The 21,057-nt window shown below is 68.0% G+C and carries 14 protein-coding genes and 1 riboswitch; of the genes, 9 read left to right on the plus strand and 5 right to left on the minus strand.

Annotated features, from left to right (window positions below; all coding sequences use genetic code 11):
- The first annotated feature begins 10 nt into the window (after positions 1-10).
- The 4 genes from A5708_RS14560 (at position 11) to A5708_RS14575 (ending at position 6,604) form a co-directional block, all read left to right on the plus strand.
- Positions 11-1,153: a CaiB/BaiF CoA transferase family protein gene (locus tag A5708_RS14560; protein ID WP_065029301.1), complete on the plus strand. Its 1,143-nt coding sequence runs from the start codon at positions 11-13 to the stop codon at positions 1,151-1,153.
- A gap of 44 nt (positions 1,154-1,197) precedes the next feature.
- Positions 1,198-2,910: a thiamine pyrophosphate-binding protein gene (locus A5708_RS14565; RefSeq protein ID WP_065029302.1), complete on the plus strand. Its 1,713-nt coding sequence runs from the start codon at positions 1,198-1,200 to the stop codon at positions 2,908-2,910.
- 30 nt (positions 2,911-2,940) lie between these two features.
- Positions 2,941-4,371 (plus strand): aldehyde dehydrogenase family protein, encoded by a 1,431-nt coding sequence (locus A5708_RS14570; RefSeq protein WP_065029303.1) that lies wholly within the window; start codon positions 2,941-2,943, stop codon positions 4,369-4,371.
- 238 nt (positions 4,372-4,609) lie between these two features.
- Positions 4,610-6,604, plus strand: coding sequence for an acyltransferase family protein (locus A5708_RS14575; RefSeq protein WP_065029304.1), 1,995 nt, complete (start codon positions 4,610-4,612; stop codon positions 6,602-6,604).
- Between the two features lie 2 nt (positions 6,605-6,606).
- Here A5708_RS14575 and A5708_RS14580 read toward each other — a convergent pair whose 3' ends face one another.
- Positions 6,607-7,266, minus strand: coding sequence for an O-methyltransferase (locus A5708_RS14580; RefSeq protein WP_065029305.1), 660 nt, complete (start codon positions 7,264-7,266; stop codon positions 6,607-6,609).
- 123 nt (positions 7,267-7,389) lie between these two features.
- Positions 7,390-7,562: riboswitch (M-box (ykoK) riboswitch) on the plus strand.
- 239 nt (positions 7,563-7,801) lie between these two features.
- Between A5708_RS14580 and A5708_RS26850 the strand changes: the two genes are divergently transcribed.
- Positions 7,802-8,017: a hypothetical protein gene (locus tag A5708_RS26850; protein ID WP_155766031.1), complete on the plus strand. Its 216-nt coding sequence runs from the start codon at positions 7,802-7,804 to the stop codon at positions 8,015-8,017.
- Positions 8,018-8,132: 115 nt separating this feature from the next.
- Entirely contained in the window at positions 8,133-9,932 is a 1,800-nt protein-coding gene (locus A5708_RS14585) for an NRAMP family divalent metal transporter (protein WP_065029306.1), read from the plus strand.
- Here A5708_RS14585 and A5708_RS14590 read toward each other — a convergent pair.
- The gene (locus A5708_RS14590) at positions 9,924-10,868 is read right to left on the minus strand and encodes an NADP-dependent oxidoreductase (protein WP_065029391.1); all 945 of its coding nucleotides are present in this window, start codon (positions 10,866-10,868) and stop codon (positions 9,924-9,926) included. The genes A5708_RS14585 and A5708_RS14590 overlap by 9 nt on opposite strands.
- A gap of 181 nt (positions 10,869-11,049) precedes the next feature.
- On the opposite strand from A5708_RS14590, the gene A5708_RS14595 reads away from it, so the two are divergent.
- Positions 11,050-11,664: a hypothetical protein gene (locus A5708_RS14595; RefSeq protein WP_065029307.1), complete on the plus strand. Its 615-nt coding sequence runs from the start codon at positions 11,050-11,052 to the stop codon at positions 11,662-11,664.
- 11 nt (positions 11,665-11,675) lie between these two features.
- Here the strand turns inward: A5708_RS14595 and car are convergent, their stop codons facing one another.
- Both car and A5708_RS14605 read right to left on the minus strand, forming a co-directional pair.
- Positions 11,676-15,257, minus strand: a complete 3,582-nt coding sequence (gene car / locus A5708_RS14600; protein WP_331250443.1) for a carboxylic acid reductase — start codon at positions 15,255-15,257, stop codon at positions 11,676-11,678.
- A gap of 141 nt (positions 15,258-15,398) precedes the next feature.
- The gene (locus tag A5708_RS14605; protein WP_065029308.1) at positions 15,399-16,154 is read right to left on the minus strand and encodes a L,D-transpeptidase; all 756 of its coding nucleotides are present in this window, start codon (positions 16,152-16,154) and stop codon (positions 15,399-15,401) included.
- Positions 16,155-16,550: 396 nt separating this feature from the next.
- Here A5708_RS14605 and A5708_RS14610 point away from each other — a divergent pair, with 396 nt between their 5' ends.
- On the plus strand, positions 16,551-17,483 hold the full coding sequence (locus A5708_RS14610; RefSeq protein ID WP_065029393.1) for a LysR family transcriptional regulator: 933 nt from the start codon (positions 16,551-16,553) through the stop codon (positions 17,481-17,483).
- On the opposite strand, the gene oxc is transcribed toward A5708_RS14610, so the two are convergent.
- Positions 17,467-19,218: an oxalyl-CoA decarboxylase gene (oxc, locus tag A5708_RS14615; RefSeq protein WP_065029309.1), complete on the minus strand. Its 1,752-nt coding sequence runs from the start codon at positions 19,216-19,218 to the stop codon at positions 17,467-17,469. The two genes, A5708_RS14610 and oxc, sit on opposite strands and share 17 nt — an antisense overlap.
- Positions 19,219-19,458: 240 nt before the next feature.
- On the opposite strand from oxc, the gene A5708_RS14620 reads away from it, so the two are divergent.
- On the plus strand, positions 19,459-21,048 hold the full coding sequence (locus A5708_RS14620) for a FadD7 family fatty acid--CoA ligase (RefSeq protein WP_065029310.1): 1,590 nt from the start codon (positions 19,459-19,461) through the stop codon (positions 21,046-21,048).
- Positions 21,049-21,057: the final 9 nt, after the last annotated feature.

Here is a 21,057-nt window from a genome sequence, read left to right on the forward strand (position 1 = left end):
GACGGGCCCGATGGCCGGTGTGCGCGTGATCGACCTCACCGCGATGGTGATGGGCCCGTACTGCACGCAGATCATGGCCGACATGGGCGCCGACGTGATCAAAGTCGAACCGCCGCAGGGGGATAACACCCGCTACATCTCGGTGGGACCGGCGCCCGGAATGAGCGGGGTGTTCGTCAACGTCAACCGCGGCAAGCGCAGCATCGTGCTTGACCTGCAGACCGATGCCGGAACGCGCGCGCTGCGCGCCCTCATCGAGACCGCCGACGTGTTCATCCACTCGATGCGCGCCAAGGCGATCGCCAAGCTCGGCTTCGGCTACGACGACGTCGCCGCGATCAATCCCGCTGTCGTCTACACCAATTGCTACGGATACGGGCGACGCGGGCCCGACCACGACCGTCCCGCCTACGACGACACGATCCAGGCCGAATGCGGCCTGCCGGCGGTGCAACAGCAACTGACCGGCGAGGCGGACTATGTCGGAACCATCATGGCCGACAAGATCGCCGGGCTGACGGCGCTGTACGCGACGACGATGGCGCTGTTCCACCGCGAGCGCACCGGACAGGGGCAAGAAGTCGAGGTTGCCATGTTCGAGACCATGGCCTCGTTCATGCTCGTCGAACACGCCAACGGTGCCCTGTTCGACCCCCCGCTGGGGCCGGCGGTGTATCCGCGCACCGTGGCGCCCAACCGCCGGCCGTACCGCACCAGCGACGGCTACATCGCCGCGCTGATCTACAACGACAAGCACTGGAACGCCTTCATGAAAGCCGTTCAGCCGCCGTGGGCCAGCGATCTGTATTCGACCCTGGAGCAGCGAGCCCGTGAGATCGATACCGTCTACGGGCTGGTCGCCGAGACCATGAAGGAGCGGACTACCGCCGAGTGGCTGCAGCTGCTGCGCGAACTCGAGATTCCGGCCGCGCCGCTGAACACGCCCGGTGCGCTATTCGACGACCCGCATCTCAACGCCGTCGGCATGTTCGAGACGGTGGACAGCCCGCACGGGCCGGTGCGCTTCCCCGGCGTACCCACCTGGTTCTCCCAGACACCGGGCCGCGTCGCCGGGCCCGCGCCCGAGCTCGGCGCCCATACCGCGGAGATCCTCGACCAGCTGGGTCTCGCCGTCGATGCGAACCCGGGATAACGCTTACCCAACGAAATACCTTGTGAATGAAGGAGTTTCCCACAATGGCCGTCCCAGTCTACAAACGCATCCTCGACCTGTTCGAGGCCGAGGGCGTGAATACGATCTTCGGTATCCCCGACCCGAACTTCGTGCACATGTTCGCCGAGGCCGACGCCCGTGGATGGTCCGTGGTCGCGCCGCACCACGAGCTGAGCGCCGGGTTCATGGCAGAGGCGGCGTCGCGCATGACGGGCAAGCCCGGCCTGTGCATCGGCACCCTCGGCCCGGGCATGGCCAACATCGCCGGAGCGATCCAGTGCGCGCTGGTGGAGAACTCGCCGGTGATCTTCCTCGGCGGGCAGCGGGCCCGGGTCACCGAGCGTCGGGTCCGGCGCGGACGAATCCAATTCGTGCAGCAGGAACCGCTTTTCGCCGCTTCGGTCAAGTACAGCAGCTCGATCGAGTACGCCGACCAGACCGACGAGATCATCCACGAGGCCATCCGCAGGTCGATGTCCGGCACCCCGGGCCCGTCCTACGTTGAATTCCCGTCGCACGTCATCCTTGAGGAACTCGACGTCGCCGAAGCGCCGAGCCCGTCGGCCTACCGGCTGGTCAACCAGGGCGCCGGCACCCGCGAGGTGGCCGAGGCGGTGAAGCTGATCCGCGAGGCCAAGAGCCCGGTGCTGTTGGTCGGCCACGGCGTGCACACGTCCCGGACCCAACAGGAGGTCAAAGAACTGGCCGAGTTGATGGCCTGCCCGGTGATCCAGACCTCCGGCGGCACGTCCTACATCCCGGGTCTGCAGGACCGGACCTTCCCGTACCTGTTCTCCCCGGCCGCCAACGAGGCGGTCGAGGAATCCGACCTGTGCGTCGCGCTGGGTACCGAACTCGGTGAGCCGATGCACTACGGCCGCACCCAGCATTGGGCCGGCAACGACGCGAGCCGCAAATGGGTGCTCGTGGAGCAGGACCCGACCGCGATCGGGGTGAACCGCCCGGTCGACGTCGCACTGGTCGGCGATCTGCGCGGTGTGGTGCCACAGCTGGTCTCCGCGCTCAAAGACTCTCCGCGCCAACCCGCGCCCGCGCTGCAGGCCCTGATCGACAAGGACGCGAAAGAGCTTGCGGACATGGCGGAATCAGCACCGTCTGGACGCTCGCCGATCCACCCGGCGCGCTACGTCGTCGAGGCCACCAATGCGTTCAACGAGCTCGAGGACGGCATCATGGTGCGCGACGGCGGCGCGACCGTGATCTTCCAGTGGACCTACTCGCAGTCCAAGCCGCGCGACGTCATCTGGAACCAGAACTTCGGCCACCTCGGCACCGGCCTGCCGTACGCGGTCGGAGCCTCGGTCGCCGAGGGCGGCAAGCGCCCGGTGATGCTGCTGACCAGCGACTCGGCGTTCCTGTTTCACATCGCCGAGTTGGAAACCGCTGCCCGGCAGAACCTTCCGCTGGTGTGCGTGGTGGGCGTCGACCACCAGTGGGGCCTCGAGGTGGGCGTGTACAAGCGCACGTTCTCCCAGCCGTCGCCGCAGCCGGGCGTGCACTGGAGCAAGGACGTCCGCCTCGACAAGGTGGCCGAGGGCTTCGGTTGCCATGGTGAGTACGTCGAGAAAGAAGAGGAGATCGGCCCGGCGATCGCTCGCGCCTACGCCAGTGGCAAAGTCGGTGTGGTGCACGTGTGCATCGACCCCAAGGCCAACTCCGAGGAGATGCCCAAGTACGACCGATTCCGGACCTGGTACGCCGAAGGCACTCAGTAAGCCCACATCGCTAAGAAAGGGATCGATGTCATGCGCGAATACTTGAAGTTTTACATCGACGGAAAATGGGTCGACCCGGTGCGGCCCAACACTTTCGACGTGGAAAACCCGGCGACCGAGCAGGTTTCCGGGAAGATCTCGCTGGGTTCGGCGGCCGACGTCGACGTGGCGGTGCAGGCCGCCCGGCGGGCCTTCGCCGGCTGGTCATTGAGCACCCGCGAACAGCGCCTGGACCTGCTGCAGGCCATCCTCGCGGAATACCAGAAGCGGGCGGGCGACATCGCCGCGGCGATCACCGAGGAGATCGGCGCGCCGCCCTCGCTGGCCGCGGGGCCGCAGGTCTTCCTGGGGATCGGCCACCTGACGACGGCCATCGACGCGCTGAAGAACTTTCCGTTTGAAGAGCAGCGCGGGGAGACGCTGATCGCCAAGGAGCCCATCGGCGTCTGCGGTTTGATCACGCCATGGAACTGGCCGATCAACCAGGTCGCGGTCAAGGTCTACCCGGCGCTGGCAACCGGCTGCACGGTCGTCTTGAAACCGTCTGAGGTGGCGCCGTATTCGCCCTACCTCTTCGCCGAGGTCCTCGACGCCGCCGGCGTGCCGGCGGGCGTGTTCAACCTGGTCAACGGCGACGGCGCGGGCGTGGGCGCGGCCTTGGCGGCCCACTCCGACATCGACATGGTGTCGTTCACCGGCTCCACGCGCGCCGGCATCGAGGTGGCCAAGAACGCCGCCGCGACGGTCAAGCGCGTGACCCAGGAGCTCGGCGGCAAGAGCCCCAACATCGTTCTGGACGACAGTGCTTTCGCCGAAAGCGTCAGCGCCGGCGTGGCCAACATGATGCCCAACTCGGGGCAGAGCTGTAACGCGCCGTCGCGCATGCTGGTGCCGAATTCCCGGATGGACGAGGCGATTACCCTCGCGCGTGCGGTGGCCGAGCAAGTACAGGTGGGTAACCCCGACGATGCCAGGGCGATCGGCCCGGTGGCGTCGAGGGCCCAGTTCGAGAAGGTGCAGCGCCTGATCCAGCAGGGCATCGACGAGGGCGCGACCGTGGCGGCGGGAGGCCCGGGCCGCCCGGACGGGTTGGACCAGGGTTACTACGTCAAGCCGACCGTCTTCGCGAATGTCACCAACGACATGACGATCGCGCGCGAGGAGATCTTCGGGCCGGTGCTGTGCATTCTCGGCTACGACGACCTGGACCAGGCCGTCGAGATCGCCAACGACACCGAATACGGCCTCGCCGGCTACGTTTCGGGCGCCGACCTGGACAAGGCTCGTGAGGTGGCCCGCAAGATCCGTGCGGGATGGGTGACCATAAATCACGCCTTCGACATGAACGCGCCATTCGGCGGCTACAAGCGCAGCGGCAACGGCCGCGAGTGGAGCGCCTTCGCCTTCGAGGAGTACCTGGAAGTCAAGAGCACCCTGGGCTACGCGCCTGACAAGGCCTGACGCGCCGGACCGAAATCCGAACGCAGCGCGGCGAAAAACACCTCGCGTGTCCTCCACCTGATCGTGCGCGCCCGCCTCTAGGCTGGCTTGCTGAACTCAACAGGAGGGGCAGCGACGTATCGGCATCAACCATGGCGCCGGGCGAGATGGTAGTTACGGCGCGCTGACAGCAAGCACCGAGCCGGGCGGGTCTCACCCCGCACCGGCTCGTCGTACTCGGCCCCGATGGGTCGCCCCCATCCGCCGCGTCGGCCGGCTGGCGATCTGGGACCGGCCGGAGCGGGCCAGTGGGATCCCGGCACTCGACGGACTGCGCGCGATCGCGGTTGCGCTGGTGCTGATCGGGCACGGCGGCATCCCCGGCGTCAGCGGCGGATTCATCGGCGTCGACATCTTTTTCGTCCTCAGTGGATTCTTGATCACCTCGCTGCTGCTGGACGAGCTGGGCCGCACCGGCCGTATCGAGCTGACCGGTTTCTGGATCCGCCGCGCCCGGCGACTGCTGCCCGCGCTGGTGCTGATGGTGCTCACCGTGGCCGCGGCCCGCCAACTGCTGCCCGACCGGTCGCTGACCGGGTTGCGGGATGACGCCATCGCGGCCTTCGTGTGGATGGCGAACTGGCGGTTCGTCGCCCAGAAGACCGACTACTTCACCCAGGGTGCGCCGCCCTCGCCGCTACAGCACACCTGGTCACTCGGGGTGGAGGAGCAGTACTACTTCGTCTGGCCGGTGCTGCTCATCGCGGTCACCCTGCTTCTCGCCGCCCGCGCCAGGCGCCGCTCGACCCGGGCCACCGTCGGCGGTGTGCGGTTCGCCACGTTCCTGATCGCCATCGTGGGGGCACTGGCCTCGGCTGCGCTCGCCATCGTCATGACGTCGGATGGCACCCGCGATCGGATCTACTTCGGCACCGACACCCGCGCGCAGGCGTTGCTGGTGGGCGCCGCGTCGGCCGCCCTCCTGGTTCGGGACTGGCCGTCGATGAACCGCGGCTGGTGCATGATCCGCACCCGATGGGGGCGCCGGGTCGCCCGCGTCCTGCCGCTGCTCGGGTTGGCGGGTCTGGCGGCGGCGACGCACTACGCCACCGGCGCCAGCGGCGAATTCCGGCACGGCCTGCTGATCGGGGTCGCGATTGCGGCGGTGATCGTGATCGCGCCCGTCGCGCTGGAGCAGCGCGGCCTCGTCGCCCGGGTGCTCGCGTTGCGCCCGCTGGTGTGGCTGGGAACCATCTCCTACGGGGTTTACCTGTGGCATTGGCCAATCTTCCTGGCGCTCAACGGCGAACGCACCGGATGGTCCGGGCTGCCGTTGTTCGCCGCGCGGTGCGGCGCCACGCTGGTACTGGCCGCGGCATCGTATTGGCTGCTCGAACAACCCATCCGGCGCTGGCGCCCGGCGCGGGTACCGCTGCTGCCGCTGGCGGCGGCGACCGTCGCCAGCGCCGCCGCGGTGACGCTGCTGGTGGTCCCGGTTGGCACCGGGCCCGGTCTGCGCGAGGTCGGCCTACCGCCGGGCGTCTCGGCGGTCGCGGCGATCTCGCCGTCGCCGCCCGGCGCCGGCCGGCCCCGAGATGCGAACCGGCCGTTCACCGTTTCGGTGTTCGGTGATTCGATCGGGTGGACCTGGATGCACTACCTGCCCCCGACGCCGGGGTTCACGTTCCTCGACCACACCGTCATCGGATGCAGCCTGGTGCGCGGCACGCCGTATCGCTACATCGGTCAGACTCTCGAGCAACGATCCGAATGCGACGGCTGGCCGATTCGCTGGTCGAGGCAGGTCAGCCAGGATCAGCCTGACGTCGCGCTGCTGGTCATCGGCCGCTGGGAAACGGTGGACCGGGTCAACGAGGGCCAGTGGACCCACATCGGCGACCCGACGTTCGACGCCTACCTCAACGGCGAGCTCGAACGGGCGCTGACCATCGTGGGTGCCACCGGTGTCCACGTGGTGGTCGCCACAGTCCCCTACAGCCGGGGCGGTGAAAAGCCGGACGGCCGGCTGTATCCGGAGGACCAGCCGGACCGCGTCAACCTGTGGAACACCATGTTGCGCAAGACCGTCAGCCACCACCCGAACGTCGCGATCCTCGACCTGAACAAGAAGCTGTGCCCCGACGGTGTCTACACCGCCAAGGTGGACGGCATCAAGGTGCGCAGCGACGGCGTCCACCTCACCCCCGAAGGGGTGAAGTGGCTGACGCCGTGGCTCGAGGAATCGCTGAGGTAGTCCTAACCGCTTGTGCGGCAGCTGATTTCCATGCTGTCGCTGTCGCGAACCTGGAAGTTGAAGCTCACGTAGCCGTTATCGGGGTTGCGCACCCGGTCCAGATAGGGCGCCATGTCGGCCGAGCTGGCGTTGTCGGCGATGACCAGCACACCGGGTGACAGGCGCGGTTCCAGTAGTTCGAGCACGGGTAGGTACAGGTCCTTCCAGCCGTCGAGCAAGACGAAATCGACCGGCCCCGCCAGGTCCGCCAGGGTGGACAGCGCGTCGCCTTCGAGGATGGTGATGAGATCGTCCAGGCCGGTCTCGGCGAAAGTCTGCTTGGCCGCGGCGATCTTGGTATCGCTGAGTTCTGTGGTCACCACCCGGCCGGTGCCGTTGTCGCGCACCGCGGCGGCCAGGTGTACGGCGGAAATGCCGAAAGACATCCCGAATTCGACGATGGTCGCCGGGCGGGTGGCGCGTACCAGTGAATACAGCAGCCGGCCGGCTTCCGGTGTCACCGGGATGTAGAACTCGCTCATCGCCTCGGCCCGCTCCTGTGCGGTCATCGGGCGATCGAATGTGCCGCGCCGCTCGCGCAACAGCGACATCTGGCTTTTCGACTCGGCGTACATGCGATCGAGCGTCGAAGCGACCCGGGCATCCTGCAACGTTGTGGTCATGGCCTCGAGCCTAGGCGCGCAGCCTGGGCGGGCGCTGGGAGAGCCGCGCCGGGCGTCAGGGATCCGTTAAGCGTTGGACGCGCGTTTGACGGGCCCGCGACCGCGGTGTCACTATGTACCCTGCAAGCACCTCGGTAGGTGAGGCGTCTGCATGGATACAGGCCACTGACCCCGAACGTCGAGAGACGCCCCGGGTCAGGACAGCTCTTCCCGGACCCAAGGGTTGAGCCCAAGTGGCTTCTGGAATGTTCCGGATACGCCGTGCAGTGCCGAAGCTCCGACGAGAGGGGTGCGACCCGCGGCAGGTGTCGCGGGTCATTCCTGCCTCTTTCGTTCAGGTGAATGTGGTGACACCCGCGTGTGTCTTGGCCGTGAGGAGGTGAGGGCGAGATGAGTCCCGGCGATAGTCCGTATCCGTATTCCGTTTTGCCCCGATCCGGTTCCGGCATTTCTTTCACCGCCTGACCTCTCCTGGTGCTGCGCGGCTGAGACGCCGTGCCGATGCCGATCGGGCCTCCGTCAGGAGAAGAAGATCATGGCTTTTGTTATCACGCACCGTTTTTCCACCGCCTCCCGGATGCGCGGACGCTCGATGCTGCGCGCAGGTCGGTTGTTGGCCAACAGGTTTCACCTGCAGGCCGGCCTGACTCCGCAGGAGCGGGCCAACCTGTACGTGTCGAGGATGCCGATCGCGATGGTCACCGCACCGCTGGGTGGCCACGCCTCGGGTTCCGGCAGCGACCGCCGCTGAACCACTGCCTCGGCGACGGGCGTCACAGCGCCGCCCGTCGCCGCAGGCGCGTTGAGTGCCGCAACCACGACTGCCTCACCGCGGAGTGAGAACGGTTCGAGATAGCGAGGATTCGATGACTTCGATCGACACCGGCGGCGGCCGCCGCGACCCGGGGTTCACCGCTGCCGCGCCGGAAGACGCACGCCCCGAGGCGCAAAGCCCGACGGTGCTGGATTCCGCGCACGTCGGCGACATCGTCGGCGCTTTCGGGCGGATCCGGCGCGACGGGGAGGGGTACGGGGCATTCAGCGGCCGTTGGCGCCGCCTGCGCACACTGGCCGTCATCACCGGACCCGGTCTGATCGTCATGGTGGGCGACAATGACGCCGGCGGCGTCGCGACTTACGCGCAGGCCGGCCAGAACTACGGCATGGGGCTGCTGTGGACGCTGGCACTGCTGATCCCGGTGCTTTACGTGAATCAGGAGATGGTGCTGCGGCTTGGTGCGGTGGCCCGGGTTGGGCACGCGCGCTTGATATTCGAGCGGTTCGGCAAGTTCTGGGGCGCCTTCAGCGTCGGTGATCTGTTGGTGCTGAACGCGTTGACGATTGTGACCGAATTCATCGGCGTCTCACTGGCTCTCGGGTACCTGGGCTGCCCGAGAATCGTCGCCGTCCCGGCCGCGGCGGTGCTGCTGTTCGCGGTGGTGGCCGGCGGGTCGTTCCGCCGCTGGGAGCGGTTGATGTTCCTGCTGATTGCGGTGAACGTGCTGATCTTCCCGATGGTGTGGCTGGTCCATCCGACCCCGAAAGCGACGGTGGCGGGCCTGATCCCGCAGTTCCCCGGTGGCCTCAACTCGACGGTGCTGCTCCTGGTGGTCGCGATCGTGGGCACCACGGTCGCGCCGTGGCAGCTGTTCTTCCAGCAGTCCAACGTGGTGGACAAGCGCATTACCGCCCGCTGGATCCCCTACGGCCGAGCGGATTTGGCCATCGGAATCGTCGTGGTCATGGTCGGCGCCACGGCGTTGATGTCTGTGGCGGCGTTCGGGTTGACCGGCACCGCCGACGTGGGTCACTTCACCGATGCGGGCGCTGTCGCCGCGGGATTGTCGAAGCATTCGGGCGGCACGCTGGGCGTGCTGTTCGCGATCATCCTGCTGGACGCGTCGCTGATCGGCGCCAACGCCGTCGGCCTGGCGACCACCTACGCGGTCGGCGATGCCATGGGCAAGCGGCACTCGTTGCACTGGAAGATCAGCGAGGCCCCGCTGTTCTACGGTGGCTACGCGATACTGCTGGGGGTTTCGGCGGCGGTCTCCTTCAGCCCCGACCACATCCTGGGCCTGGTGACGCAGGGCGTGCAGGCGCTCGCCGGTGTCCTGCTTCCCTCGGCCACCGTCTTTCTGGTGCTGCTGTGCAACGACCGGGCGGTGCTGGGCCCGTGGGTGAACACGGTGCGGCAGAACATCATTGCGTGGACCATCGTGTGGTGTCTGGTGCTGCTGTCGCTGGCTTTGACGGCCGCGACCTTCTTCCCGGACCTGTCCACCGCCACGCTCGAGCAGGGCCTCGCCGGCGGAGCGGTGCTGGGCGTCATCGGCGGCGCTCTGATGATCGTCGTCGGCCGGCGGCACCGCAACCTGACCGATGCCGAAGCCATCGTGCGCACGCTCGGCGGCGGCCTGGACCCGGAGGAGGTCGACGAACTCGACGAGGCTTCGTCGCTGACGCGTGCCGAGCGGCGGGCCGTACGTCGCCAGGACCGGGCCGGCTGGCAGACGCCGAACCTCGCGCTGCTCGATCGGCCGACGATGTCACCGATGCGCCGGGCGGGGCTGTTCACCCTGCGGGGCTACCTGGTGGTGGCCGTCGCCTTCGTCATCATAAAAATCGTACAGGCCGGTGTGGTCGGGCCGGCCGCCTCACTGTGAGTTAGTGGGCAGCAGAACGATTTTCCCGTGGGTGTGCCGCTGCTCCAGCTCGGCATACGCGTCGGCCACCCGGTCCAGTGGATAGGTTGAGGCGATGTCGAACTCGATGGCGCCGGAGACGATCAGGTCGGCCATCTCGGCGAGCACCTCGGGCGTCGAGGCCTCCATGCTGCCCTCGGTTTTGGCACCCACTTCCGCCGCCTTCTGGAACGAGATGATGGTGTCGATCCGTTCGGGTGCCACGCCGAGATCGACGGCGAGCTGGACGTAGTCCGGGCCGAACAGATCGATGAATGCGTCGATGCCATCCGGCGCCGCCTCGCGCAGCCGCTCGGCCAGCCCGTCACCGTAGGCGATCGGACTGACGCCATGTGCGTGCAGCCAGTCGGCGTTGCCGGGCCCGGCGATGCCGAGCACCCGCGCCTCGCGCAGCACCAGGAGCTGCACGACCAGGCTGCCCACCCCGCCCGCGGCGGCCGACACGGCGATCGTCTCACCCGGTTGGGGAGCGACCGCGCGAACGGCCGCGTAGGCGGTCACCCCGACCACATACAGCGAACCTGCTGCCTCCCAACTGAGTTGGGCCGGTTTGTGGATCAACTGGTTCACCGGAACCGCGGTGTGGGTGGCGTGGCTGGACCGTCGCAGGCTGAACCCCAGGACTTCGTCGCCGACGGAAAACTGGGTGACGCCGGGTCCCACGGCGGTGACGACGCCGGCCAGATCGCTGCCCTGGCCGGAGGGAAAGGTGGCCGGGAACATCTCGTGCATCGCCCCGACCCGGATGCCGGCCTCGCCGGGGTTTATGCCGGCGGCTCGAACCTCGACGACGACTTCGTTGGGCCCGGGGGAGGGCATCTCGATGTCGGCGACGTACAACACCTCGCGCCCCCCGTAACGGTCGAACCGCACTGCGCGCGCCGCTGCAGCCGTCATGCCGATCTCCTTCCGCGCGAGGATGCTCTTACCCACGCCAGCATAGGCACCCGAAGTGCTACCCAGCAGACGTCGAGTGGGCTTATGTTCGTAGCAACGCCTGGTTCATAACAGCATTCCGCCGGCGGCGTCGGGAGCCGCGGGGAAAGCCGGATACCGATGACACGTGGAAGGAACATGCGTGCAAGTTGATCGGATCGGCATCGCCGCCTGGGCCGTTGCCGTCGTCGTGGCCGCCGCCGCGAGCGCTGGATGTGGCGGCGCCGACAAGGCCGCGCCCCCGTCGGCCTCGAGCACCGCCGTCACTTCGACCAGTACGAGCGTGGTCACCGGGCCGCCCTCGGGCCAACCGTCGGATTACGGCTTCCTGCTGATCAAGCCGAACGACGTGGGCGGCGGTCTCACCGCGCCACAGTCGCCCATGCTCAACCCCAACAACGCGCCGGGGGTTGCCCAGCTGTTCGCCAACGCCGACAGCAGCCGGCGGCTGTGGGACACCATTACGGTCGCCGCGGATCCCTCGGCGGCCGCCGCCGAATTGGCTTCCACCCAAGGCAGTTACAACGGCAAGGTGACCGGCAGTTGGCAACCGCTCGCCGTCGGCGCCCACGGGGTGACGATCTCGGGCCCCTCGCCGGACAACTCCCAGGCGATGGCGGTCTTGGTCTTCACCGAAGGCAAGGCGTTGGTCACCCTGGAGTTCGACAGCGCGCCGACGGACCCGACCGATCCGGCCGTCGCCCTCGATATCGCCCGCAAGCAGGATGGCGCGGTCAAGGCCGGGCTGCCCGGCTAGCTCGGTAGCGGTTACACCAACCCCAGCAAGCCCAGATCAGCGACGTACTTGTCGATCAACGCCGCCGACAGATGCGGAATGTCTTCGGCCGCGCCGATTTTCGCCGCCCGCACGGCGTTGCGGAACACGTCGGTGGGGGCCGGGGCACCGCGCAGCGGGGTCTCCGGTTTCCGGTAGGCGTCCAGCAACGGCAGCACCGAATGCTGGCGCTGCTTGTCGGGCAAGGCACGGAGGGCGGTCGTGAACCGGCCCAGCCACTCGTCGTAGTCCTCGATGCGCCGGATGTCGTGCCCGGCGGCGATCAACCAGTCGACGAACACATCCAGCGAGATGCCGTCGTCGTGCGGGTTCATCACGTCGAAGGACCGGTAGGTGCCGAATTCCTCGGCGGCCGAGGCGATCTGTTCGCCGAGCGTGGTCACCGCTTCGGCCACGAAGTCGGCGGGCAGCCCGTCGTAGTGGGCGACCGCACGGTTTCCCCGCGGATCGGTCTGGTAGAAGGAGGCCGGCGCGATACCGGTGGTCAGCAAGCTGAATAGCAAGCGGGTGAACGCATCCGGAACATTGAGCTGTCCGGCATACCGGCTGTGCGCCAGGATCATGTCGGACCGGAAGACCGCGACCGGCACGCCGCACAGGTCGTGTGCCTCGCGCAGCAGCACCTCGCCGGCCCACTTGCTGTTCGCGTACCCGTTCGCATAACTGTCATCGACCGGCCTCAGCGCGCTGACGGTGCGGATGTCACCGTCCTCGGCGAACGCGGCCGGATCGACCGACAGGGCCACCGCGACGGTCGACATGTACGTGACGGGCTTGATCCGTGTCGTGATCGCCAGGCGAATCAACTCGGCGGTGCCCACCACGTTGGGGCCGAAGAGTTGGTCGTAGGGCAACACGTGGTTGACCAGTGCGGCCGGATGCACGATCAGATCCACACTCCGCGCGAGGCGCTCCCAGGTGCCTTGCTCCAGGCCAAGATTCGGCTCACCGATGTCGCCGACAATGATCTCGAGGTGATCGGCGGCCAGCGTGCGAAAGCGCTCCAGCAACTGTGGATCGCCGCTGTCGAAGACGGTCTCGAGGCGTTTGGTGGCGGCCGCCGAATCCGCGGCCCGGATGATGGAGATGAGTTTTCCGCCGGTCTCGGCGAGCCGTTCGAGCCACTCCAGGACCAGGAAGCGTCCGAGGTAGCCGTTGGCACCGGTGAGCAGGACGGTGTGCGGCGTGCCGGTCGCGCGCGGCAGCGCCGGGGCCTCGGCCAGCGTGGCCGCGTCGATGAACTTGTCCAACGTGAGGTCTGCGGCGCGGACCTGCGTCGCGCCCCGCCCGTGCGCGGTTGCGAAGGTCGGCCGTCGCGACCCCGATTCGCGTTCGGATTCAACGTATTCCGCGAGCTGGCTCAGGTCGGTCGCCGGGCCGGTGATCATTCCGACGGGCACCTCGACATCGAAGATGTCACGCAGCAGGTTGGAGAACGTCAACGCCGACAGGGAGTCGCCACCGAGCTCGATGAACAGCGCGTGGGGGGCCGGTGGCCCGCCGGCCAGGCCGAGCAGCGCCTCGGCGGCGCGGCTGAGGGTGAAGATCACCGGATGGTCGGCCGCGCCTTCGCGCAAGGCGCGCAATTCGGTCACCCGATTTTCGGCCAACTCCGCGTACAGCTGTTCGAGCCGGGCGCCGTAGTGCTCTTTGAGCTTGGGCCGCAACAGCTTTCCTACCCCGGAGAGCAGACCGTTGTCCTCGCTGAACGGCTCTGTCTCGACCACGAAGTCCACGGGTACCTCGTAGGACTGCAGCTCGGCGAGTTTGGCCGACTGGCGCAGGGATTCGCCCAGGGCGGCCTTCAGGCCGTCGGCATCGCCGGCGAACCTCTCCGCCGCGTCGTCGGTCGGGACGACCACGGCCAGCAGATAGGGCCGCTCGCTGTTGCCGTAGACGAAGATCTGGCGTACCAGGGCCGCGCTGGAGAACACCGCTTCCAGGCGCGCCACCGCGACGAACTCGCCCTGGGCCAGCTTCAGCACGTTGTTGCGGCGGTCGACGTAGGCGAGCCGGCCCGGCTCCAACTCGGCCATCACGTCACCGGTGCGGTAGTAGCCCTCGGGATCGAAGGCGTTGGCGGTGACATCGGGCCGTTTGAAGTACCCGGGCGTGGCGGTCAGCGACTTCACCAGCAATTCGCCTCGCGGATAAGGCTTGTCGGTGAGGAAGTAGCCCAACTCGGGAACATCGATGAGCTTGTAGTCCAGCACCGGCGGTTGGTTGATCCGGCCGTCCTTGGTCACCATGCCGACCTCGGTCAGCCCGTAGCCATCGAGAACGTGTACACCCAAGCAGGTTTCGATGAAACCACGCATCTCGGCCGCCAGCGGTGCGGTGCCGCAGAAGGCGGTCACGATTCGCCCACCGAGCACCTGCTCGCGCAGCTCGGCCTGGGCTTGTGCTTGCGCCGCGCCGGTGTCGGCGCCCGCGACTTCGAATCGATCGACCGCGCTCTGGTAGCGCTGGTACAGCATCTCCGCGACACGCGGCACCAGCCCCATCTCGGTGGGGCGCACCAGGTTCCAGTCGTCGAACAGGGTGGACAGGTCGCTCTCCGGGACGAAGTAACTGGTTCCACCCGCCTGGAACGCGGTCGACAGCGGTATCCGCCCGCCCAGGTGATTGAGGGGCATGAAATTCACGTTGATCACCGGGGTGTCGGTGAAGTCGGGCATCAGTTCGGTGGTCCACAGCCGGCACAGCATCCGCTCGGTGTACATGGCGCCCTTGGGCAATCCGGTGCTGCCTGAGGTGTACATGATCATGGCCAGCCGCTCGTCGGTGTCGCCGGTGAAGATCGGCTCCGGCGGCAGGGTCCGCCCGCGCTCGATCACCCCGTCGAGGGTCTCGATGGTGACCGTGACGCCGGCGCCCGTCAGCTTCGCCTGCGCGCGTTCGACGGCCTCGCGCTGGTCGTCGACCTCGGGCCGGTAGTCGAAGACCACGACCCGCCGCAACGACGAGCTACCCAGTGCCGCTTCGACGGCGAGGTCGAGATAACCGACACCGGCCGCCAATATCGAGGGCTCGACCTCCTCGACGATCGGCCTCAGCCGCGAGGCCGTCGTGTTGTGCTGCAGCGGAACGGCCACCAGTCCGAGGTAGGCACAGACCAGATCGATGGTGAGGTACTCGGCGCTCGCGAAACCGACGGTGGCGACGACGTCGCCGGGCGCAACGGGATTGGCGGCGTCTTGTCGCCATGCGCCGGCGATGGCGCGGACGTTGGCCCACAAGTCGCGGTAGGTCATGGTGTCGAACCGGGGCAGCAGTTGCGCGCTGGTCCGGCCGGTGGCGGGATCGGTGGTCAACGAGCGGGCCCGCCAGCCCAGTGCGGGCCGATCGGCGTAGCCCTCGGCGAAGATTTCCAGGATCTGCGGCAGCCGGAGGCCGGGTTCGCGTGCAGCGAGCTGCAGGGCGGAATCGGGCTTGGTGCTGCGGAACTCCGCGTCGCGGGCGTCCAGGTCGCGGATGCGGTCGGCTACCTGTTGGCGTGCCGCGCTGATCGGGCCTGTAGAGCTAACTTTCGCGCGCGTCGCGTGGTCGGTCATGGCCCGCCTCTCGTTGACGATCGTTCGTCTACCTGAACGAACCCCCGTGGGCCACGCTTCCGTTCAATGGTTGTGACGGTCGTCACATGACGGATGCGCGGCGCTGAGTTGGCGGGAACGCCGCGGCTACGTTGTTGACGCTCAGGCCACGACCTCAATGGGGTCGCCGACGTTGACCTGGTTGAAGTACCAGGCCGCGTTGTCGGGGCTGAGGTTGATGCAGCCGTGACTGACGTTGGCGTTGCCCTGGGAATCGACCGACCACGGGGCGGAGTGCACGTAGACGCCACTCCAGGTGACGCGAACGGCGTATGAAGCGGTGATCTTGTATCCCTCGGGGGAGCTGAGCGGGATACCGATGGTCCGCGAGTCCATCACCACGGTGCGCTGCTTTTCCAGTGCGGTGAAGCTGCCGATCGGGGTGGGACGGCTGGGCTTGCCCATCGACGCGGGCATGGTGCGCAGCACCTCATCGTTTCTACTGACGGTGAAGGTGTGCTTGGAGATGCTGGCTACGCCGAGGAGCGCATCGCCGGTGTCGAAGCCCGTCGACAGGGCCTGCACGCCGACCGACACGTGCGTGTGGGCGGGCCAGTAGTGGTTCGGCACCCACTGCACGACCGTGCTCTGGACCCACTGGAAGTGTCCGGGTGTACCGCTGGGCGACGTGACATGGATTGACCGTTCGGCCGCGGCCTTATCGGCCACTGGGGCGGTGAACGTCACCACCACCGGGTGGGCCACGCCCACCACGGCGCCGTCAGCGGGCAAAATCGAGGCAACCCCGGGGTTGGGTTGCGGTAGCGGCGCGGCGGCGGTGCTGCGGCCGACCGGCACAACCAGGACCACAGCCGTGATCGCGACCATAACAAATAGATAACGAACACCTCGACGCATAGCGTCCACCCTTCGAGATGGTGCGACCAACACACCGACATTCTACTGCCTACCCACTGATCACTGGTTTCAGCAAACAATGACAGTTCGGTCCGGTCCCCGGGCCGCAATTCGATTATCGATTGGGTTCAACCGCGTCGAGCGCGGGCGGGATGGGTGATGGCGCGCGGGGCCGCAATCCGCGACCGTCGCCCGAACTCGGGCCGCGATTGCGTGAAACCGGCAGGGATGCCGCGGTTTTCGCGGCTGCGATCCGCCGGCCCACCCAATTGTCCGAACGCATGGGGATAGCCGCAAAAGTCGTGGCCCAAACGTTCGGCTTGGCCCGCCCGCCGGCGACGAGTTAGCCTCAGCGGGATCGGCGCCCAACGCCGAGCCCGAACCCGAGGAGTGCGGGTGCTCTTCCGTCAACTGGAGTATTTCGTCGCCGTCGCTTCCGAGCGGCACTTCGCCCGGGCGGCCGAGAAATGCTTTGTCTCCCAACCGGCGCTGTCGGCCGCGATCGCCAAGCTGGAGCGAGAACTGAACGTCACGCTGATCAACCGCGGGCACAGCTTCGAGGGCCTCACGCCCGAAGGCGAGCGGTTGGTGGTGTGGGCCAGGCGGATTCTCGCCGAGCACGACGCGTTCAAGTCCGAAGTGGACGCCGTGCGCTCGGGTATCACCGGAACCCTGCGGCTGGGCACCGTCCCCACCGCGTCGACGACCGCGTCACTGGTGCTCTCGTCGTTCTGTTCGGCGCACCCGCTGGTGAAGGTGCACATCCTGTCCCGGCTGGCGGCCACCGAACTGTACCGGCGCCTGCGCGAGTTCGAGATCGATGCCGCCATCGTGCATGCGGCGCCCGACGAGGTGCACGAGGTGAACCTGGTTCCCCTATACCAGGAGCGCTATGTGCTGTTAGCGCCCGCGGACATGGTGGGATCCGGTGCGGCGACAATGACCTGGGCGGAGGCCGCGCAGCTCCCGCTGGCGTTGCTCACCCCCGACATGCGCGATCGACAGATCATCGACAAAGCGTTCGCCGACCATTCGATAACCGTCCACCCACAGGTCGAAACAGATTCCGTCGCATCGTTATTCGCGCAGGCATCGGCGGGCAACTGGGCATCCATCGTGCCGCACACGTGGCTGTGGACATCGCCGCTGGGGCCGGACATCCGCGCGGTGGAGATGGTCGATCCGGTGCTCAAAGCCGATGTCGCCCTGGCCACCAACTCGGGCGGACCCGGATCGCCGATCGCCCGCGCGCTGGCCGCGTCCGCCGGACGGCTTTCGTTGAACGAGTTTTTCGACGCGCAATTGCTGGGGCTTACCCGCCGGCGCTGACCGCTGCCGGTGGTCGGGTGGCCGCGCTCGCCGGGTTCCGGCTGGACAGGTGCCCGCTCTCCACGCCCGCAGCCGGGTCGAGTTCGCAGTCGATGAGCGACGGCGCCCCGGAGCCGATCGCCTCCCTCAGCGCCGCGCGTAGCTCCGACGGGGTGGTGACGTGATATCCCTTGCCGCCGAACGCCTCCGCGAGCAGCTCGTGGCGCGCCCGGGCGCTCAGCACGGTCGGGGCCGGATCGGATCCCGCTGTCGCCGCGCCGGCCGTCGCCTCGTCGCCACGGTAAACACCGCCGTTGTTGAGGATGACGACGGTCACCGGCAGCCGGTAGCGGCAGATGGTCTCGATCTCCATGCCGCTGAAGCCGAATGCGCTGTCACCCTCGATAGCGACCACTGGCTTGCCGGTCTCGACGGCGGCGCCGATGGCATAGCCCATCCCGATGCCCATCACGCCCCAGGTCCCGGTGTCCAGCCGGTGCCGCGGCAGCTCCATGTCGATGACATTGCGGGCCAGATCGAGTGCGTTGGCTCCTTCGTTGACGACATACACGTCGCGGTTGTCCTGCAGCACAGTGCGAATCGCGCCGAGCGCGTTGTAGAACCGCATCGGGTGCGGATTCTCGGCCAGTTGCTCGCTCATCTTCGCGTCGTTTCGCGCGGTGCGCTCGGTCAGCTCGCCGATCCAGTCCGGCGGCGCCGTGATCGGGCGTGCGGCCACGCCGTCACACAGCGCGGACATCACCGAGCCGATGTCGCCGGCCAGCGGCGCATCGATCCGCTGGTTGCTGTCGAACTCGGACGCGGCGATGTCCACCTGCACGAATTTGGCTTCCGGGCTCCATTGCGGTGACTCCCCATGGCCCAGAAGCCAATTCAGGCGCGCGCCGACCAACAGGACCGCGTCGGCGCGCGCGATCGCCAGCGAGCGGGCGGCCGCGGCGGACTGCGGGTGTGAGTCCGGCAGCAGGCCCTTGGCCATCGACATCGGCAGGAACGGAATGCCGGTGGCCTCGACGAACTTCCGAATCACGTTGTCGGCCTGGGCATACGCCGCACCCTTGCCGAGGACGATCAGCGGCCGCTGCGCTTGGGCCAGCACGCCCAGCGCGCGGTCGATCGCGTCCGGCGCCGGCAACTGCCGGGGTGCGGGATCGGTCACCCGCCAGACCGTGCCCGCCGCGGCGGCGGCGTCCATCGCCTGGCCCAGGATCTCACCCGGGATGTCCAGGTAGACGCCGCCGGGCCGCCCGGAGACCGCGGTGCGAATGGCACGGGCGACGCCGCGCCCGATGTCCTCGATCCGGCCGATCCGATAGGCCGCCTTGGCGAACGGTTTTGCGGCACTGAGCTGATCGATGTCCTGGTAGTCGCCGCGCTGCAGATCCACCAGCGCCCGATCGCTGGAGCCGGAAATCTGGATCATGGGAAAGCAATTCGTCGTGGCGTTCGTCAGCGCGGGCAGGGCATTGAGGAAGCCGGGCCCCGACGTGGTGAGGCAGACGCCGGGGCGCCGGGTGAGGAATCCGGCGGCGGCCGCGGCGTTGCCGGCCGAGGTCTCCTGTCGAAAACCGATGTAGCGGATCCCCGAAGCCTGCGCGACGCGTGCGAGGTCGGTGATCGGGATGCCGACGATGCCGTAGATCGTCTCGACGTCGTTGGCCTTCAGCGCGTCCACCACGAGGTGAATGCCGTCGATCAGGCCCGTCGGGTTCGGAGATGCCGAAGCGGTGGACATGTGGCGACTCCTCGGATTCTGTGCGGTACTGCCTTGGCCATCACTGTGACCCCAGCGCACCCCGGGTGTCCAAGACGAGGGCACTATCCAACGATTTACACGGTCTATCGTGGCAGGTCAGCGCGATGCTACCGCGATTCAATAGTTCGCGTTTATCGATCGTGAGCGAATCGATATTGGACGCACCGAACGGCCGCCCGGCAGGGTGGCATCGGTAGCAGGAGTGGAAGGAGTGCGGCGATGACAACTGACGCGATCACCACCGGCGAGGGGTCCACGGAATCCGCCAGCCCCGGCATCGCCGATCTGGTCGAGGCGGCGGCACGCCGGTCGCCGGAGGCACGGGCCCTGGTCGTCACCGCCGAGCGCATACCGGTCGACTACCGCGCGGTGATCCGGTTGGTCGACGATCTGGCCGCCCAGCTGAAGGCCGGCGGCCTGCTCGCGGGCGACCGGGTCGCGCTGCGTGCCGGCAGCAACGCCGAATTCGTCATCGGGCTGCTGGCCGGGTCGCGTGCGGATCTCGTTGTGGTGCCACTGGATCCGGCCCTTCCCGTCGCCGAGCAACGCTCCCGCAGCGCAGCGGTGGGCGCCCGGGCGGTGCTCGTCGACCAGGCCGCCGAGAGCGACACACCGGATGGCTTGCCGTGGTGGCCGATCGCGGTGACCGTCGGATCTGACGGCGCCGTGGCGGTGAGCCTGGATATCACCGCGGCGCCCGCGCGCGACGTGTCCACGCCGGAGGGGCTGCGCGACGACGACGCCATGATCATGTTCACCGGCGGCACCACCGGTGTGCCCAAGATGGTGCCCTGGACGCGCCACAACGTCGCCCGCTCGGTGGCGGCCATCATCGCCGGCTACGGGCTGGGGCCGCGGGACGCGACGGTGGCGGTGATGCCGCTCTACCACGGGCACGGCCTGCTCGCCGCGCTGCTGGGCACCCTGGTGTCCGGGGGAGCGGTGTTGCTGCCCGCGCGCGGAAAGTTCTCGGCGCACGCGTTCTGGGACGACATCGAGGCCGTCGGGGCCACCTGGTACACCGCCGTCCCGACGATCCATCAGATCTTGCTGGAGCGCGCCCGGACCGAGCAGCTGGGCGGGGCGCACGCGTTACGGTTCATCCGCAGTTGCAGCGCGCCGCTGACCGCGGAGACGGCGCAGGCGCTGCACGACACTTTCTCGGCGCCGGTGGTGTGCGCGTTCGGGATGACCGAGTCGACCCACCAGGTGGCGACGACGGCCATCGGGGGCGCGGGCAGCAGCGAAAATCCCGGCGCCACACCGGGTCTCGTCGGCCGGTCGACCGGACCGCAAATCCGGATCGTCGGGCCCGGCGGCCAGACGCTGCCCGCGGAGACCGTCGGCGAGGTGTGGCTGCACGGCCCGACCGTGGTGCGCGGCTACCTCGGCGACCCGTCCATCACCGCGGCCAACTTCACCCAGGGTTGGCTGCACACCGGCGACCTGGGCACCCTGTCGCCGGCCGGCGACCTCGTGATCCGCGGCCGCATCAAGGAACTCATCAACCGGGGCGGGGAGAAGATCTCGCCGGAGCGCGTGGAGGGCGTCCTGGCCACCCACCCCGACGTGCTCGAGGTGGGCGTGTTCGGCATGCCGGACAAGCTGTACGGCGAGACCGTGGCGGCGGTGATCGTCGCCCGCGGGTCGGCCGCGCCGACGGCCGACGAACTGACGGCGTTCTGCCGTGACCGCCTGGCGCCCTTCGAGGTGCCTGCCGATTTCCAGCAGGCGGGCGAACTGCCGCATACCGCGAAGGGCTCGCTGGATCGCCGCGCGGTGGCCGAGCAGTTCGGCCGCAGGGCCTGACCGGCGGCG

The organism is Mycobacterium colombiense (assembly GCF_001672755.1).
Lineage (GTDB): Bacteria > Actinomycetota > Actinomycetes > Mycobacteriales > Mycobacteriaceae > Mycobacterium > Mycobacterium colombiense_C.